We start from the raw sequence: 14640 nt of genomic DNA, 5'->3' as shown, positions 1-14640 counted from the left end.
TTAGCTCATGCCTATTTTCAACCGTCAACAAACTGTAATGCAAGCAGAAGCATTTTGGCTGAAGCAATTGCAAAAAAATACCTGCCTGAAAATTTCCAAATCGCAAGTGGCGGTAGCCATCCTAAGGGTCAGATCAATCCTCGTATTGCACAATACCTTGATATGCATGGTTTTGATGCCTCTGAGTTTCACAGCACGTCATGGGAAGAAAGGCTGAGCTTCCATCCAGATCTAATAATTACTGTGTGTGACACAATGCACAATGAAACTTGCCCAAACTGGTTATCTGCTGGTATTCGTGTTGCTTGGGATCTTGAGCCATTGCCTAATGATGAAGCTTCAGTCTCCGAATTTAACAAGCAGTGCGATAAAGTATACTCCTCTCTAAAACGAAGAATTGAAGCTCTTGCAAACATCGATTTTCAAAATCTCGATTCTGAAGAAATAAAACAGCATGTGCTCGATCTGAAATCAATGTAGATAAGTGTATACGTAACGAACTGATACTACTTCATTAACGTTTTTTATAGCTCTCGCTTATTCGATGACTTGAGGCTAAAAAATAATGCCAGCAATCGTAGCTGGCATTGGTGAACAAATCTGCTTAGTTTTATTTATTGCTGAGCCAGTTTTTGATTTGTACTTATAGGCAGCCAAAACGAAATAATGGTCGTTAATGCTAAGAAGGCAAAGGATACCCATAGACAGGCTGAGAACCCCCACATTTGGAACACCCATCCAGATAGAACCGTCCCTATCAAACGCCCCATTGCGTTTGCCATGTAGTAGAAACCGACATCCAGAGAGACACCATCTCCCTTGGCATAGCTGACGATTAAGTACGAGTGCAGAGAAGAATTAACCGCAAACACAGCACCAAAAATCATCAGTCCAACGACAATAACCACTTCTGGGTGCCATTGCTGCTGCACACTGTAAGCAATTACGCCAGTCACTACAGACAATACCAACGCCCACACTATCGCGGCTTTACCATCTGGAGTATGACCTGATTTACTGCCTGTGATCTTTGGTGCAATCCCTTGAATGATACCGTAACCGATAACCCAAATAGCCAAGAATCCACCTACGGCGCTATGATCCCATCCAAACACAGATCCCAGATAAATAGGCAGTGCAATTACAAACCAAACATCACGCGCACCAAACAGGAACATACGTGCAGCGGATAGAATGTTTACGCTGCTAGATTTGGAAAAAATTTCAGAGAACTTAGGTTTATTTTTCGCTTTGCCCAGGTCGGATTTAAGGCTAATCACACTGCCGATAAAGACCAGTAAAAGAACACCTGCCATCGCAGCTACCGCATATTGGAAGCCAATCATCGATAACAACGCACCACCTAAGAAGAATCCCGCACCTTTTAGCGCGTTTTTAGAGCCTGTAAGTATAGCGATCCACTTATACAATGCTCCTTGCGCATTCTCTGGCACCAAAGTTTTGATGGAGCTTTTCGCGCTCATCTTGTTTAGGTCTTTGGCAATACCTGACAAGGCTTGTGCCGCCATGACCCATGGAATCGAGAGCCAACTTGCAGGAACGGCCAGCATTGAAAGAGCGATGATTTGCATTCCCAAGCCAATATTCATCGTTCGGTTCAAACCAAGACGAGCACCTAGCCAACCACCGATGAGGTTAGTGACGACGCCAAAGAATTCATAAAAAAGAAAGAGGGAGGCGATCTCTAAGGTTGAATACCCCAAGTCATAAAAATAGAGCACCACCAACATACGTAGTGCGCCATCGGTAACGGTGAAGTTCCAATAGTTAAATGTGACCAACATGTACTGGCGGACATTTTGGTTGAGCTTAGACAACATATTCACTCTCTTTAAAAAGAGCCGCCTAAGGCAGCTCTTTAAGGCTTTTATTGATTAGCAAATTGGTGGATGTACTCAACTTGTACATCTTTGGTAAACGCACCAGGTCTTAATGACTGGACATGGGTGATGATTTCTTGCAACTCCCAGCCTTTCTCTAGCAAGAGATGGGCAGCAAGCAAACCAGTACGTCCCGATCCCCCCATGCAATGCATCGCTATCTTTTCGCCATTTTCTATAGCTTTGTGTAACGAAGGGGATATATGTTTCCAGCGAGCCAAGAACGCTTCGTTTGGTGCGCAGTCATCTTCTATTGGTGTATGGAACCATTGCAAGCCTGCTTTCTCAACAAGGTCTGGCAAGTCACCAACGCCCTTTTCTTGCATCTCATGAGTGCTCAGTGCCGTAACAACGACGGTGACACCTTGAGACTTGAGTTGATCAATACTGTCACTCAGCGACGCTTCTTTAGTGCCAGGACAAGGAGTTAGTACTAACGCTGCGTTATTGTCTTCAACAGGCAGTTCCCACGTAGGATGTGTCATTTGTTTGCTTCCTTATGCTAGGCCGACTTTACGAACAAGTTCTGCGGTACGTGTTGCGTAACCCATTTCGTTGTCATACCACGCATAGATTTTAACCATACGCTTGCCAACCACCATAGTCGAAAGCGCATCGACAATCGTTGAACGTTGGTCCCCTTTGTAATCAATAGAGACAAGAGGGCGTTCTTCGAAACCAAGTATGCCTTTCAGTTCATTCTGCGACGCTTCTTTAAGTAAGTCGTTAACCTCTTCAGCCGTAGTGTCACGCTTAACATCAAAAATAATGTCGGTTAAAGAGGCGTTAGCTAACGGCACGCGCACTGCATGACCATCAATTTTTCCTTTAAGTTCAGGGAAAATTTCGATAATCGCTTTCGCAGAACCTGTAGTTGTTGGGATCAAACTCATACCACAAGCACGCGCACGGCGAAGGTCTTTATGCGGAGCATCGAGAATAGTTTGGGTGTTAGTGAGGTCGTGGATCGTTGTAAATGACGACTGCTCAATACCGAGCTTCTCATGAATCACTTTCACCACAGGTGCAATGCAGTTTGTGGTACAAGAGGCAGCGGTCACAATCTGGTGTTTTTCTGGGTCAAAAATGTGGTCGTTAACACCAACAACAATGTTAGCAATCCCATCTTCTTTTACTGGGGCGGAAACCACCACACGTTTAACACCTTGTGCCAGATACAGATTTAAGTACTCAGATTTACGGTGCTTACCCGTTGCTTCAATCACCACGTCACAACCTGACCAATCTACCGCATCGATGGCTTTCTCTTGTGAGGTAGCAATGCTTTTACCGTTGATGATGATGGCGTTACCTTCACTCGTCACTTCGTGGTGCCAGCGTCCTTGCACTGAGTCAAACTCAAGCAGGTGCGCTAAGGTTGCCGCATCACCTGCCACATCGTTAATCTGAACGAACTCAATTTCAGGCCAATCAAACGACGCTCTCAGCGCTAAACGTCCAATACGACCGAATCCATTAATTCCTACTTTGATAGACATCTTAATTTTTCCTTTAAACACAACATTCTGGACGAGATTTCATCTCGGATAAGCGTTGAATATCTTGCTGGTATTCTGCTTTCAGGCAGTTAGAGTCAACTAACCCTTGGATCTGTTTTCTCATCCAACCAGGAAGCTGATCCGATAAACGGTAGAAAACCCACTGCCCCTGACGGGTATCAACCACCACACCACTCGAACGGAGCAATGCAAGGTGGCGAGAAATCTTGGGTTGGCTTTCATTAAGGGCTTCTGTCAACTCCCCGACACAGACCTTTTCTTCACGGGCAATCATTAACAAGCAACGAACCCGCGTTTCATCTGAAAGTAATTTAAAAAACTGGTGAGGTAACATGCTCAATCCCACTTATCTGAATATGCGAATATATTATTTTATATATATCGTCTGTCAACAAAAAACGCAGGGAGATTACAGGATGACATCGCAACGAGAAGAGAAATAGCTGATGTGATTCTGTAGTTCTTCTATTGCGTTTTGATTACAAGTCACTTCCCAGTAAAGGTTTTTTTGATATGCCTCTCTACGCCTTCCAACTCGATGCATCGCGTAGTTGATGTCAATTACATAGTCATAGCCTGGCTCTATCTCATCCGAGGCATCTAAAAAGAGATAACCAAAATATCCAAAGCAATCCAGCGTATCGCCGCAGTCATCTTCGTTGGGCAGCCTTTCATAACTGATGTGATATCGGTCACTAGAGCGACTAAAAAGAAGCTGAGCAGCAATGCAGGCTAGATCGGAGGTTGGGTAGCTAATGAAATGTACAGTTCTCTTATCCATCCTGGCATTCTCATCAATAAGTACGATCCCACTGTCGTAAAAACATACAATACATTTTTAGATTCGTACATATACATGCATGCATATTTAAATAAACTGACACGAAAGTGTCACAAATGAGTAGTAACGTAACCATCGAAGTTATCAATGACGCAAAACATGGAGATAAGTCATGAAACATACTTTGTCAGCAGCCCTAGTTGGCGCGACGTTACTCGCAGCTAGTCAAGGCGCATTCGCACGTGATCTGGTTAAAATTGATGGTTCTAGTACAGTTTTTCCTATTACAGAGGCAATGGCTGAAGAGTTCCAGAATGCAGAAAAAGGCAAAACTATGGTCACCGTTGGTATTTCTGGTACTGGTGGTGGCTTTAAAAAGTTCTGTCGTGGCGAAACGGACATTTCGAATGCCTCTCGACCAATTAAAGATTCAGAACGGAAACTGTGCGAAGAAAACGGTGTTGAATTCATCGAATTACCCGCCGCACTTGACGCATTAACCGTAGTAATTAACCCGAAAAATGACTGGGTCAAACACCTGAATGTTGAGGATTTGAAAAAGGCTTGGGAACCAGCGGCTCAAGGCAAGGTGATGACATGGAAACAAATGAACCCAGCCTTCCCTGATCGTCCATTAAAGCTTTTTGGTCCAGGCACCGATTCAGGCACTTACGATTATTTCCTTGAAGCAATTATTGAAGACAAATCAAGTCGAGGTGATTTTACCGCCAGTGAAGACGATAACATTATTGTTCAAGGTGTATCTAACGACGTTGATGCTTTAGGTTTCTTTGGTCTTGCTTATTTCGAAGAAAATAAAGACAAACTGAAGGCAGCACCGATTAGTTGGAAAGGAAGCGCTCCTGTTGAACCCACTGTTGAAAATGCCAAGAATGCAACCTACCAACCTCTATCTCGTCCAATTTTCATCTACGTAAATAAAAAGTCTGCCGATGAAAAAGCTCACGTTGAGCGTTTTGTAAACTTCTACATGGACACGACTCATGCCCCTCAATTGGTTAAAGAAGTGGGATATGTTCCTTTACCTGACAAAGCCTACAAGTTAGCGCAAGAAAACTTTAAGCAACGTCGTACGGGTTCTGTTTTCCACGGAGCTGAAGTCGGTATCGGTATTGAAGAGCTGTTAGCTCGTACTCCTAAGTAAGTCATTATTGTATTGATTCATGGAGGGAGCTTTGCTGCCCTCCTTGTTCTCTTTACGTAGGCAATGAATATGAATACTAATCAATCTAGCTCTTCAAGCCTCTTGGTCTCTGAAGCTTTTTTAAAGCGACGTGCATTTTGGAATGCACTAAGTAGGCACCTTTTAATGGTAGCGGCTGTTGCTTCCATTTTTGTTACCGTAGGGATAGTCTACGTTCTTGTCTCAGAATCATTACCCTTTTTTGAACACGTATCCATTGTAGACTTTCTCACAGACACTCAGTGGACGCCGATGTTTGCTAATGCGCATTTTGGTGTGATGACGTTAGTCTCAGCAACTCTCACTGTCGCAGGTATCGCTCTCGGAGTTGCAATCCCTGCTGGGATTGGTTTAGCTATTTATCTTAGCGAATATGCGAGCAATTCCGTCCGCGAAACCGTTAAACCATTTTTAGAACTTCTTGAAGGTGTGCCGACCGTTGTGTATGGTTTTTTTGCACTTCTTTTTGTCACACCTTTACTCCAAACAATTATCCCAACTCTTTCAGGTTTTAATTTGCTGGCACCTGGTATTGTGATGGGAATTATGATCCTGCCATATACGGCCTCGGTGAGTGAAGATGCCATGCGCTCTGTGCCTATGCACTTAAGAGAAGCTGGCTATGCACTGGGCTATTCTCGCTTTCGCGTGGCGACGCACATCGTAATACCTGCTGCCTTATCTGGCATTACGGCCGCTTGTATTTTAGGTATGTCACGTGCAGTTGGTGAAACCATGGTTGTGGCGATTGCTGCGGGGCAAAACCCACGCTTTGGCTTTGATCCAACTGAAGGTGCTGCCACTATCACATCATTTATCGTCCAGATGGCAATGGGAGATTTACCCCATGGCACGATTGCCTATCAGTCTGTCTTTGCCGCAGGCCTAGTGCTTTTCATCATCACTCTGATTTTTAACATCCTCGGTTTCTACCTACGCCGTCGATTCAGAGAGGTTTACTAATGCAAAATACACCGTTAACTCTCGAACAAATCGTCCGTAAAAATAAACAGGCTGATCTCACCGTAGCAACGATAGGGATCATTATCCTGCTTATTGCGATGTCTCTGCTGGTCAGTGTCTTTGCAGATCTCATTTATTCAGGACTACCGCGACTTTTTGATGCAAAATTTTATACCAACTTCCCTTCTCGTCACCCAGAACAAGCTGGCATATTGTCAGCTTGGGTTGGTACGAGCCTTGTCATGTTGGTAACAGCCTGTATAGCAATACCATTTGGCGTTGCGGCAGGGTTGTATCTTGAAGAATATGCACCAAAGAACTGGCTGACGAACATCATTGAAATCAACGTCAGTAACCTAGCGGGTGTGCCTTCCATTATCTACGGCTTACTTGCTTTAGGCTTGTTTATTTATGGTTTTGGTTTAGGGGAAAGCATCATTACCGCGGGATTAGTACTCGCGCTACTGATCCTTCCTGTCATCATCGTATCGACACGAGAATCGATTCGCAGCATTCCCCTAGAGCTACGTGAAGCTGCCTACGGTCTCGGGGCAGACCAATGGCAAACCGTGCGCATGTACATATTACCCGCAGCTAGACCTGGTATTTTAACTGGCACCATTGTTGGCCTAGCTCGTGCCATTGGTGAGGCTGCACCTGTTATTACCATTGGTGCATTAACTTTTATTGCCTTTTTGCCCAGTTCACCTTTTCAAAGTGAGTTCCCATTTATCAATTTTGAGTGGTTGTCCAGTCCGTTCACTTTGATGCCTATCCAGCTATTTAACTGGGTGTCTCGCCCTCAAGCTGAATTCCACATCAACGCTGCTGCGACAGGTGTTGTACTCATGGCAATGACAATCTTGATGAATGGCATTGCCATTTATATCCGATACCGACTGCGTCGTAACCTGAAGTAAGAGAGAACCAAACAATGACGACACAAACCATTTCAACTTTCTCTAGCCAATCAGCGGCAACTGAGCTAGATAGCGTGAAACGCAGCGCAGCGATATCGGCTGCTTCCTCAGTGAAAGAGACGCTTCGTGCAGAAGTCAAAAACCTCAATTTCTGGTACGGCGGTAAGGTTCATGCTTTGCACAATGTCAATTTACCGATTGCAGATAAGAAGATAACCGCGTTGATTGGTCCTTCTGGCTGCGGCAAGAGTACGCTGCTGCGTAGCTTTAACCGAATGCACGATCTCTATCCTGGCAATCGCTATGATGGAGAAATCCTGTTGCATCCTGGTGCTCATAATCTGATTGATATGGATCCAGGCCTAGTTCGTTTAACGGTCGGCATGGTGTTCCAAAAACCTAACCCTTTTCCGAAAAGCATTTATGAAAACGTGGTGGCTGGACTGCGTATTCGCGGTGTCAGTAACAAGGCCGAGCTTGATGCTCGTGCAGAAGAGTCGTTACGAGGTGCAGCGATTTGGGATGAAGTTAAAGACAGACTCCACACCTCAGCCTATGGGTTATCTGGAGGGCAACAACAACGCCTTTGTATCGCGCGAGCATTAGCGCCAAAGCCAGATTTATTGCTACTGGATGAACCGACATCGGCATTAGATCCCATTGCGACAGCCAAGATTGAAGACCTACTGAGCGACTTGCACAAAGAGACTACGGTAGTCATGGTAACGCACAACATGCAACAAGCAGCGCGTATCTCTCACTATACCGCTTACATGCATATGGGCGAAATGGTTGAATTTGCGTCAACAGATACTTTGTTTACGTCACCAGCAAAAGAGAAGACTCGCGACTACATCACAGGCCGTTTTGGTTAGGAAGATAAAATGGAAAATCATACTCTAAAGAAATTTGATCGTGACTTAGAACAGATAAAAAACGAACTCAATGAACTCGCCAACATTGTGTTAACAGAGTTCGAGCAAGCGATTGATGTCTTTGATAAACCTAATACCGAACTAGCCGATAACATTGTTGCTCAAGACCGTATCGCCAACCAGTGCTTGAGCAACATCGAGCAACATGGAGCCAGAGTATTAGCACGTCAACATGCCGTAGCCGATGACCTGCGCTTTATCCTCTCATCAATGCGCATCGCACCTAGGTTAGAACGTGTCGGTGATTATGCAAAATCGATGGCGGTAAAGTCGAGTCAGTTCAAACAAGTCATTCCTGATGAACTTAATGAGATATTTCACCAGATGCATTTACACCTAGTGACAATGCTGCGTAGCGTCATTGAGGCATACAATACTAAAAATGCCACTCAGGCGAATGTTGTCTGGGAAGGCGATGATACGCTCGATGCCTATTATCGAGATGTATACACACTTCTCATTCAGGGCTTTAACCAGCAAACCACTTCATCTCAACAACTAGTTGAACTATTGTTTATTGCGAAAGGGCTAGAGCGAGCTGGCGATCATATCAGTGACATTGCCACAGATGTACAGTTTATGGTGAATGGGGCTTAAACGGGTATTGTCTGTAAATAAGGGTCTTAACTTGTTTAGACCCTTATACTGTTTATGTTCATGCAGAAAGCCAGAATAAACGCCTCTACTAATTCTAGGTAAACCAATTAACCACCATATACTAGGTCGATAGTGCTCTTATTGATAGCCGTAATGAAATTTGACTGTTTCTTAATCTGTCGTTAGGATCACGTTTTTATTTTTTATGGAGCGACTCGATGTCAATTACGCCGCCTTAGACCACCCGCCTTTCTCAATTCCTTTCTATACATTAACTAATTTATTAATTTTACGAGTAAATTCATGATTGAAACGATGAAACGTGATTGGTTATCCAATGTGCGTGGTGATGTGCTGGCTGGCTTAGTTGTCGCATTAGCTTTGATCCCTGAGGCGATTGCGTTCTCCATTATTGCTGGTGTTGACCCTAAAGTGGGTCTGTACGCCTCATTTAGTATTGCTTTTATCATATCCATTGTCGGCGGACGTCCAGGAATGATATCAGCGGCTACAGGAGCGATGGCTTTATTGATGGTCACGCTCGTTAAAGAGCATGGCTTACAATACCTATTAGCCGCAACCGTGTTGACGGGCATCATCCAAATCGCAGCAGGTTATCTCAAGCTAGGGGATTTAATGCGCTTTGTCTCTCGGTCGGTGGTCACTGGCTTTGTGAATGCGTTAGCGATTTTGATTTTTATGGCGCAACTGCCAGAGTTAACCAACGTGACCTGGCATGTTTATGCGATGACGGCTGCGGGTCTTGCGATTATCTACTTGTTCCCTTATCTCCCTTATGTCGGAAAACTTTTACCATCACCACTTGTGTGTATTATCTCGCTGACGGCTGTCGCGATTGTCTTTAATATCGACATTCGTACGGTAGGCGATATGGGACAGCTCCCTGACACTTTGCCTGTTTTCTTATGGCCTGATGTCCCGCTTAACCTTGAAACACTTTGGATTATTTTGCCTTATTCATTCGGTCTTGCGATTGTAGGCTTGCTTGAATCTATGATGACGGCCACGATTGTGGATGATTTAACGGATACGAGCAGCGATAAGAACCGTGAGTGTAAAGGCCAAGGTATTGCCAATATCGCAACAGGCTTTATTGGTGGTATGGCAGGCTGTGCCATGATTGGTCAGTCCATCATCAATATCAAATCGGGCGGTCGTGGTCGTCTTTCTACGCTTTGTGCGGGTATTTTCTTATTGATTATGGTGGTTTTCCTCAGTGATTGGCTGAAACTTATTCCAATGGCTGCATTAGTTGCCGTGATGATCATGGTCTCTATTGGTACTTTCTCTTGGAGTTCGATTAAAGATCTGAAGTCTCATCCTTTATCAACCAGTATCGTGATGATTGCGACAGTGGTGGTAGTGGTCGCGACTCACAACCTCGCCATTGGTGTCTTTGTCGGTGTTTTACTGGCTTCGCTATTTTTTGCCAACAAGATTGGTCGTTTCATGGTGGTGAAAAGCGATTTGTCTGAAAGTGGTGAAGAGCGTACGTATCGTGTTGTGGGACAAGTCTTTTTTGCTTCGTCGGATCAATTTTTAAGAGCGTTTGACTTTAAAGAAGCGCTTGAGCGTGTCACGATTGATCTCTCAAATGCACATTTCTGGGATATTACCTCGGTTTCTTCTCTCGATCGTGTTGTGATTAAATTCAGACGTGAAGGCACCGATGTCAATTTGATTGGCATGAATGAAGCAACCAGCACCATCGTTGATAAGTTTGGTATCCACGATAAACCAGAAGAAGTTGAAAAACTGATGGGCGGACACTAAGGAGCCAAATATGACAAACATAATCGCGTGTATCGATGGTTCAAGCTATTCTAAAGCGGTTGCCGACATTGGCGCATGGACATCAAAAAAACTATCTGCCCCCCTGACGCTACTTCATGTATTAGATAAATCGTCACAAGAAGCGGACAGTGAATTAAGTGGCAATATTGGCTTAGGTGCGAGAGAGCAGTTACTGGCAGAGCTTGTTGAACTTGATGAGCAACGAGCAAAAATTGCACTTAAGCACGGAAAAGCGCTATTAAGTGAACTAGAAAGTCACTTGAATGAACAGGGTCACCACGATATTCAAAAGCTACAAAAGCATGGCAATCTCGTTGAAACCTTAATCGATATGGAGCAAGACATTCGTGTTTTAGTTATGGGTAAGTCTGGTGAGCTTCATCAGAATGATACTAAAACCATTGGCTCACAGTTAGAAAGTGTTGTGCGTTCGATTAAGGCTCATATCCTGATTGCCTCAGGTCATTTTTCTCAGCCAGATAGTTACATACTTGCCTTCGACGGCAGTACGATCAGCGAGAAACTGGTTGATAAGTCGATCAACACTCCGCTTCTAAAAGGCATGACCTGTCATCTTGTGATGGTTGAAGATTCTGATAGCAAATCCGATGCGTTTTCAAATGCCGCGCAAAAACTCAAGACCAATGGTATCAACGTTGTTGAAGCCCAATTACAAGGCGAAGTGCATTCTGCTATCTTGACCTATCAGCAGCAGCAAAAGATTGGCATGATTGTGATGGGGGCTTACGGGCATTCTAAACTTCGCCAGTTCTTTGTCGGCAGTAATACGACGAGGATTATTACCGATACAACGGTCCCTCTGTTACTGATACGATAGAATCTAAAGCCTTCCTCACGGAAGGCTTTTATCATTCATATTGAGTTAGCGAGATAACCAATGAATCACGCTCTCAGAGCTTGGGATCCCACCTGCGTGAACCACTTCTTCATCCATGACGACGCCTGGAGTAGACATCACGCCATAATTCATGATCGTTTCAAGGTCGGTTACTTTTTCAACCGAAACATCAACACCTTGCTCTGCCGCAATTTTCTCAATCAGTTTCGCGGTATTAATGCAGTTGGCACAACCTGACCCTAGTACTTTAAATGCTTTCATGTTTATCTCCTAAAATTGCCAGAACGGTAAGTTAAATATCCACCCCATAACAGTAAATGCTGTCAGTAGCAGACCAAAAAGAAGCCCCAACAAGCGCCATTGCATCACTTGTTTTAGCATGACGAATTCAGGCACGCTTGCAGCGACTGTGCTCATACAAAATGCTAATGTCGTACCAATGGGAAGACCATTTCTCAATAAACTCTCCATGATGGGGATCACCCCCGTCGCATTGGAATACAAGGGGATACCAATCAATACCGAAGCTGGAACCGACCACCACTGACCTGCGCCTAAGTGGGCTTCTATCCAGCCATCGGGTACAAAGCCATGTAAGCCTGCGCCTATACCCACGCCAATAAACACCCATTTCCAAACCCGACCGATGATTTCAACCATCTCTTGTTTGGCAAACTGATGTCGATATGAAAGTGTGATTGCAGCCTCTTCGTTACTAACGTGATTTCCCTGAGTATGCTGTTGGGCTTGGGCTTTCTGCATGGCTTTTGCGGCAAATGGCTGTAACCAACGCTCTGCTCCTATCAGATCCAGCAACCAGCCACTCAACATCCCGATAAGCATTCCAATCAGGACATATATGATGGTGAACTTCCATCCCAGTAAGCTAAACAGAAGCAATACTGCGATTTCATTGATCAATGGCGAGGTAATCAAAAATGCCATGGTGATCCCAAGTGGGATACCTGCTGATGTAAAGCCAAGAAAAACGGGAATACTTGAACATGAGCAAAATGGGGTGATTGCACCGAAGACACTCCCCGTCACATAGCCAAAAAGGCGGCGCTTTCCCGCAAGATAGTGGCGTACTTTTTCAACATTTAAAGAAGCGCGGAACAAAGCAATGACATAAATCATGATGACCAGCAACGCCATGATTTTACTAGTGTCTTCTATAAAAAAGTGAATAGTATCTGCCAGCTTAGTACCTTGCTGCATAGCAAATAACTGGTAGGTCATCCAATCAGCAAGATGGGTAAAGACTTCAAACATATCGGCTCCTTCAACCTCGTTATTTATCGCTTTTGTAGACTAAGACGAAGTTGGTGCCGAAAGGATGCAAAGAATTTTTTATTATCTTTGTGCTTGGGAAAAGTGATTTAGCTATGTTTAAGTTATAAGTGGGGGATGGTGTGATGAAGCTTATTGTTAGGTTGACCACGGCTTGCCTAGAGCCGTGGTAATTTTTCTTTAGTGCCTTCCTCTAAATCTAAGGAATAGCTTGATGTTTAAATGAAAAAGTAGCTATACAAATAGCCCGCAGAGATTGCCATACTGAGAATGACAAACAAAAACGCGGCAATCATTTGGTTCTTAAAGATAGATTTCAACAAAACCACCTCTGTGAGGCTTGCACCAGCACTACCTATGATAAGTGCCATTACTGAACCGAGAGCCATACCTTTTTGCACTAAAGCCGCACTTAACGGTATTACCGCTTCCGCTCGGATATACAACGGAATACCGATAATTGCAGCGACTGGGATCGCATACCATTTGGTTTCACCCGCGTATTTCGCAATGAAATCTGTTGGCACAAAACCATAAATAATGGAGCCAATTGCAATCCCCATCATGAGGTATGGAAACACTTGTTTAAAATCTTTCCAAGTAGAATGCCAGACTCGTATCCAACGACTTGGTTGCTTTGTTTCAACGAACATCGCACTTGAACTGCCATTGGCAGAGCAACAAGATATTTCCATTTTAGGCTCAGCTTTTAACGTACGCTCACCACAACATGATTTTGTGGCGACAACTGGTGTTGGTTCACAACAAGAACGAGGACTACAGCTTGATGCTAATTCCTCTTCATCTTGCTTACTTGGCTCCCCACAGGATATGCCACATGAAGATCCACCTGCTGCTTCATACGCCTCAGGTTTTACATAGCGCTCAAACCCCAATTTTTCAAGCACATATCCCGAAACCACAGACACTGTCATTGCAATCACGAAATAGAACACTGCAACTTTCCACCCAAAGGTGATGACAAACAAGCCAATGATCACAGGGTTAAGCAATGGGCTTGCAAATAAAAACACCATCATAGGGCCAAAACCAGCTCTCGCTCTTAACAACCCTTTTAAGAAGGGGATTGTAGAGCAGGAACAGAATGGTGTAATCGAACCTAGTAAGGCCGCGATGAACCACCCTTTCCCTCCTTTAGAGCTAAGGATTGATTGAATCTTTTCTGGTGTAAGTACTTCTTGCAACGCACCTACAATATAACTAATTACTAGGAAAAGTATGGTTAGCTCTATCGCTAAAAATGCAAACATATCAAGTGCTTCATTTACCATGGTGGCAATTTCTTGGTTCATTTTAAATCTCCGAATCACATTCTTTGCGGCATCTGGGTCAACCAGTTACATGCTTTATTTCGACAGTTCTGGAATTATAGTTTTCAGAGAGGATTTTAGTCAATCCTATATTTATAAAAATATAGAAATATTGGGTGTGTCGTTTTTCACTGTATCGAAATCAGCCTGATCCTGTTTGTCAGATATTAATGATTCCATTATCATGGAAGTATTTTCGATACGATTATTTAAAGAGACTACAATGGAACTAGAAGCGGTAGCGAAAGCGCTTAAAGAGTTAGGACATATCACTCGGTTAAGTATCTACAAGGTTGTGGTTAAAGCGGGCCATCAAGGGATAGCGGTGGGAGTGATACAAGAGACACTTGGCGTTCCTGCGTCTACACTTTCACATCATATATCTAGCTTGGCCTCAGCAGGTTTAATCTCTCAACGTCGTGAGGGGCGTACCCTATATTGCGTAGCGGAATATGATTGCTTGGAGACAGTGATCAATTTCTTACGGCAAGAGTGCTGTAGTGATGAAGAATAGGAAAAGGCTG

16 protein-coding genes and 1 pseudogene are annotated in these 14640 nt (G+C 44.0%); 9 read left to right on the top strand and 8 right to left on the bottom strand.

Annotated elements, in window-relative coordinates; all coding sequences use genetic code 11:
• Positions 1 to 48 precede the first annotated feature (48 nt).
• Positions 49 to 480: pseudogene (locus R4537_RS01220) on the top strand (arsenate-mycothiol transferase ArsC); the annotation flags it as partial.
• A 134-nt stretch (positions 481 to 614) separates the two neighbouring features.
• On the opposite strand, the gene arsJ reads toward R4537_RS01220, so the two are convergent.
• From arsJ to R4537_RS01195, 5 genes are all read right to left on the bottom strand, one after another.
• Entirely contained in the window at positions 615 to 1841 is a 1227-nt protein-coding gene (gene arsJ, locus R4537_RS01215; RefSeq protein WP_175463845.1) for an organoarsenical effux MFS transporter ArsJ, read from the bottom strand.
• Between the two features lie 47 nt (positions 1842 to 1888).
• Positions 1889 to 2386, bottom strand: coding sequence for a cyclin-dependent kinase inhibitor 3 family protein (locus tag R4537_RS01210; protein ID WP_071178643.1), 498 nt, complete (start codon positions 2384 to 2386; stop codon positions 1889 to 1891).
• A gap of 12 nt (positions 2387 to 2398) precedes the next feature.
• Positions 2399 to 3400 carry an ArsJ-associated glyceraldehyde-3-phosphate dehydrogenase gene (locus R4537_RS01205; RefSeq protein ID WP_071178642.1) on the bottom strand — a complete coding sequence of 334 codons (1002 nt, stop codon included), beginning with the start codon at positions 3398 to 3400 and terminating at the stop codon, positions 2399 to 2401.
• 13 nt (positions 3401 to 3413) lie between these two features.
• On the bottom strand, positions 3414 to 3755 hold the full coding sequence (locus R4537_RS01200) for a metalloregulator ArsR/SmtB family transcription factor (RefSeq protein WP_071178641.1): 342 nt from the start codon (positions 3753 to 3755) through the stop codon (positions 3414 to 3416).
• Between the two features lie 75 nt (positions 3756 to 3830).
• The gene (locus R4537_RS01195) at positions 3831 to 4202 is read right to left on the bottom strand and encodes a hypothetical protein (protein WP_071178640.1); all 372 of its coding nucleotides are present in this window, start codon (positions 4200 to 4202) and stop codon (positions 3831 to 3833) included.
• A 172-nt stretch (positions 4203 to 4374) separates the two neighbouring features.
• On the opposite strand from R4537_RS01195, the gene R4537_RS01190 reads away from it, so the two are divergent.
• The 7 genes from R4537_RS01190 (at position 4375) to R4537_RS01160 (ending at position 11474) form a co-directional block, all read left to right on the top strand.
• Entirely contained in the window at positions 4375 to 5367 is a 993-nt protein-coding gene (locus tag R4537_RS01190; RefSeq protein WP_071178639.1) for a PstS family phosphate ABC transporter substrate-binding protein, read from the top strand.
• 69 nt (positions 5368 to 5436) lie between these two features.
• Entirely contained in the window at positions 5437 to 6369 is a 933-nt protein-coding gene (gene pstC / locus R4537_RS01185) for a phosphate ABC transporter permease subunit PstC (protein WP_080483374.1), read from the top strand.
• The gene (gene pstA, locus R4537_RS01180) at positions 6369 to 7289 is read left to right on the top strand and encodes a phosphate ABC transporter permease PstA (RefSeq protein WP_071178637.1); all 921 of its coding nucleotides are present in this window, start codon (positions 6369 to 6371) and stop codon (positions 7287 to 7289) included. Before pstC ends, pstA begins: the two co-directional genes overlap by 1 nt.
• Positions 7290 to 7303: 14 nt before the next feature.
• Positions 7304 to 8164: a phosphate ABC transporter ATP-binding protein PstB gene (gene pstB / locus R4537_RS01175; protein WP_080483371.1), complete on the top strand. Its 861-nt coding sequence runs from the start codon at positions 7304 to 7306 to the stop codon at positions 8162 to 8164.
• Positions 8165 to 8173: 9 nt separating this feature from the next.
• A complete protein-coding gene (phoU, locus tag R4537_RS01170; RefSeq protein ID WP_071178636.1) occupies positions 8174 to 8821 on the top strand; it encodes a phosphate signaling complex protein PhoU in 648 nt (215 codons plus the stop codon).
• Positions 8822 to 9124: 303 nt separating this feature from the next.
• Positions 9125 to 10615, top strand: coding sequence for a SulP family inorganic anion transporter (locus tag R4537_RS01165; protein WP_071178635.1), 1491 nt, complete (start codon positions 9125 to 9127; stop codon positions 10613 to 10615).
• 10 nt (positions 10616 to 10625) lie between these two features.
• Positions 10626 to 11474 (top strand): universal stress protein, encoded by an 849-nt coding sequence (locus R4537_RS01160; RefSeq protein WP_071178634.1) that lies wholly within the window; start codon positions 10626 to 10628, stop codon positions 11472 to 11474.
• Between the two features lie 45 nt (positions 11475 to 11519).
• On the opposite strand, the gene R4537_RS01155 is transcribed toward R4537_RS01160, so the two are convergent.
• From R4537_RS01155 to R4537_RS01145, 3 genes are all read right to left on the bottom strand, one after another.
• Positions 11520 to 11756 (bottom strand): thioredoxin family protein, encoded by a 237-nt coding sequence (locus R4537_RS01155; protein ID WP_071178633.1) that lies wholly within the window; start codon positions 11754 to 11756, stop codon positions 11520 to 11522.
• A 9-nt stretch (positions 11757 to 11765) separates the two neighbouring features.
• Entirely contained in the window at positions 11766 to 12767 is a 1002-nt protein-coding gene (locus R4537_RS01150; protein ID WP_071178632.1) for a permease, read from the bottom strand.
• A 236-nt stretch (positions 12768 to 13003) separates the two neighbouring features.
• Positions 13004 to 14098, bottom strand: coding sequence for a permease (locus R4537_RS01145; RefSeq protein WP_071178631.1), 1095 nt, complete (start codon positions 14096 to 14098; stop codon positions 13004 to 13006).
• A 241-nt stretch (positions 14099 to 14339) separates the two neighbouring features.
• Between R4537_RS01145 and R4537_RS01140 the strand changes: the two genes are divergently transcribed.
• Positions 14340 to 14630 (top strand): ArsR/SmtB family transcription factor, encoded by a 291-nt coding sequence (locus R4537_RS01140; protein WP_071178630.1) that lies wholly within the window; start codon positions 14340 to 14342, stop codon positions 14628 to 14630.
• The last annotated feature ends 10 nt before the right edge of the window (positions 14631 to 14640 follow it).

The sequence above is a fragment of the Vibrio paracholerae genome (assembly GCF_037672085.1).
GTDB lineage: Bacteria > Pseudomonadota > Gammaproteobacteria > Enterobacterales > Vibrionaceae > Vibrio > Vibrio cholerae.
Note: the sequence above shows the minus strand (reverse complement) of the source record. Positions and strands in the feature narration are given on the sequence as shown.

Bases quoted from the DNA above. Each gene is read 5' to 3' on its own strand.
- pstA (WP_071178637.1), top strand. From the start codon at position 6,369: ATGCAAAATACACCGTTAACTCTCGAACAAATCGTCCGTAAAAATAAA.
- R4537_RS01145 (WP_071178631.1), bottom strand. From the start codon at position 14,098: ATGAACCAAGAAATTGCCACCATGGTAAATGAAGCACTTGATATGTTT.
- R4537_RS01190 (WP_071178639.1), top strand. From the start codon at position 4,375: ATGAAACATACTTTGTCAGCAGCCCTAGTTGGCGCGACGTTACTCGCA.
- pstB (WP_080483371.1), top strand. From the start codon at position 7,304: ATGACGACACAAACCATTTCAACTTTCTCTAGCCAATCAGCGGCAACT.
- phoU (WP_071178636.1), top strand. From the start codon at position 8,174: ATGGAAAATCATACTCTAAAGAAATTTGATCGTGACTTAGAACAGATA.
- R4537_RS01140 (WP_071178630.1), top strand. From the start codon at position 14,340: ATGGAACTAGAAGCGGTAGCGAAAGCGCTTAAAGAGTTAGGACATATC.
- R4537_RS01205 (WP_071178642.1), bottom strand. From the start codon at position 3,400: ATGTCTATCAAAGTAGGAATTAATGGATTCGGTCGTATTGGACGTTTA.
- R4537_RS01160 (WP_071178634.1), top strand. From the start codon at position 10,626: ATGACAAACATAATCGCGTGTATCGATGGTTCAAGCTATTCTAAAGCG.
- pstC (WP_080483374.1), top strand. From the start codon at position 5,437: ATGAATACTAATCAATCTAGCTCTTCAAGCCTCTTGGTCTCTGAAGCT.
- R4537_RS01210 (WP_071178643.1), bottom strand. From the start codon at position 2,386: ATGACACATCCTACGTGGGAACTGCCTGTTGAAGACAATAACGCAGCG.
- R4537_RS01155 (WP_071178633.1), bottom strand. From the start codon at position 11,756: ATGAAAGCATTTAAAGTACTAGGGTCAGGTTGTGCCAACTGCATTAAT.
- R4537_RS01150 (WP_071178632.1), bottom strand. From the start codon at position 12,767: ATGTTTGAAGTCTTTACCCATCTTGCTGATTGGATGACCTACCAGTTA.
- R4537_RS01165 (WP_071178635.1), top strand. From the start codon at position 9,125: ATGATTGAAACGATGAAACGTGATTGGTTATCCAATGTGCGTGGTGAT.
- arsJ (WP_175463845.1), bottom strand. From the start codon at position 1,841: ATGTTGTCTAAGCTCAACCAAAATGTCCGCCAGTACATGTTGGTCACA.
- R4537_RS01195 (WP_071178640.1), bottom strand. From the start codon at position 4,202: ATGGATAAGAGAACTGTACATTTCATTAGCTACCCAACCTCCGATCTA.
- R4537_RS01200 (WP_071178641.1), bottom strand. From the start codon at position 3,755: ATGTTACCTCACCAGTTTTTTAAATTACTTTCAGATGAAACGCGGGTT.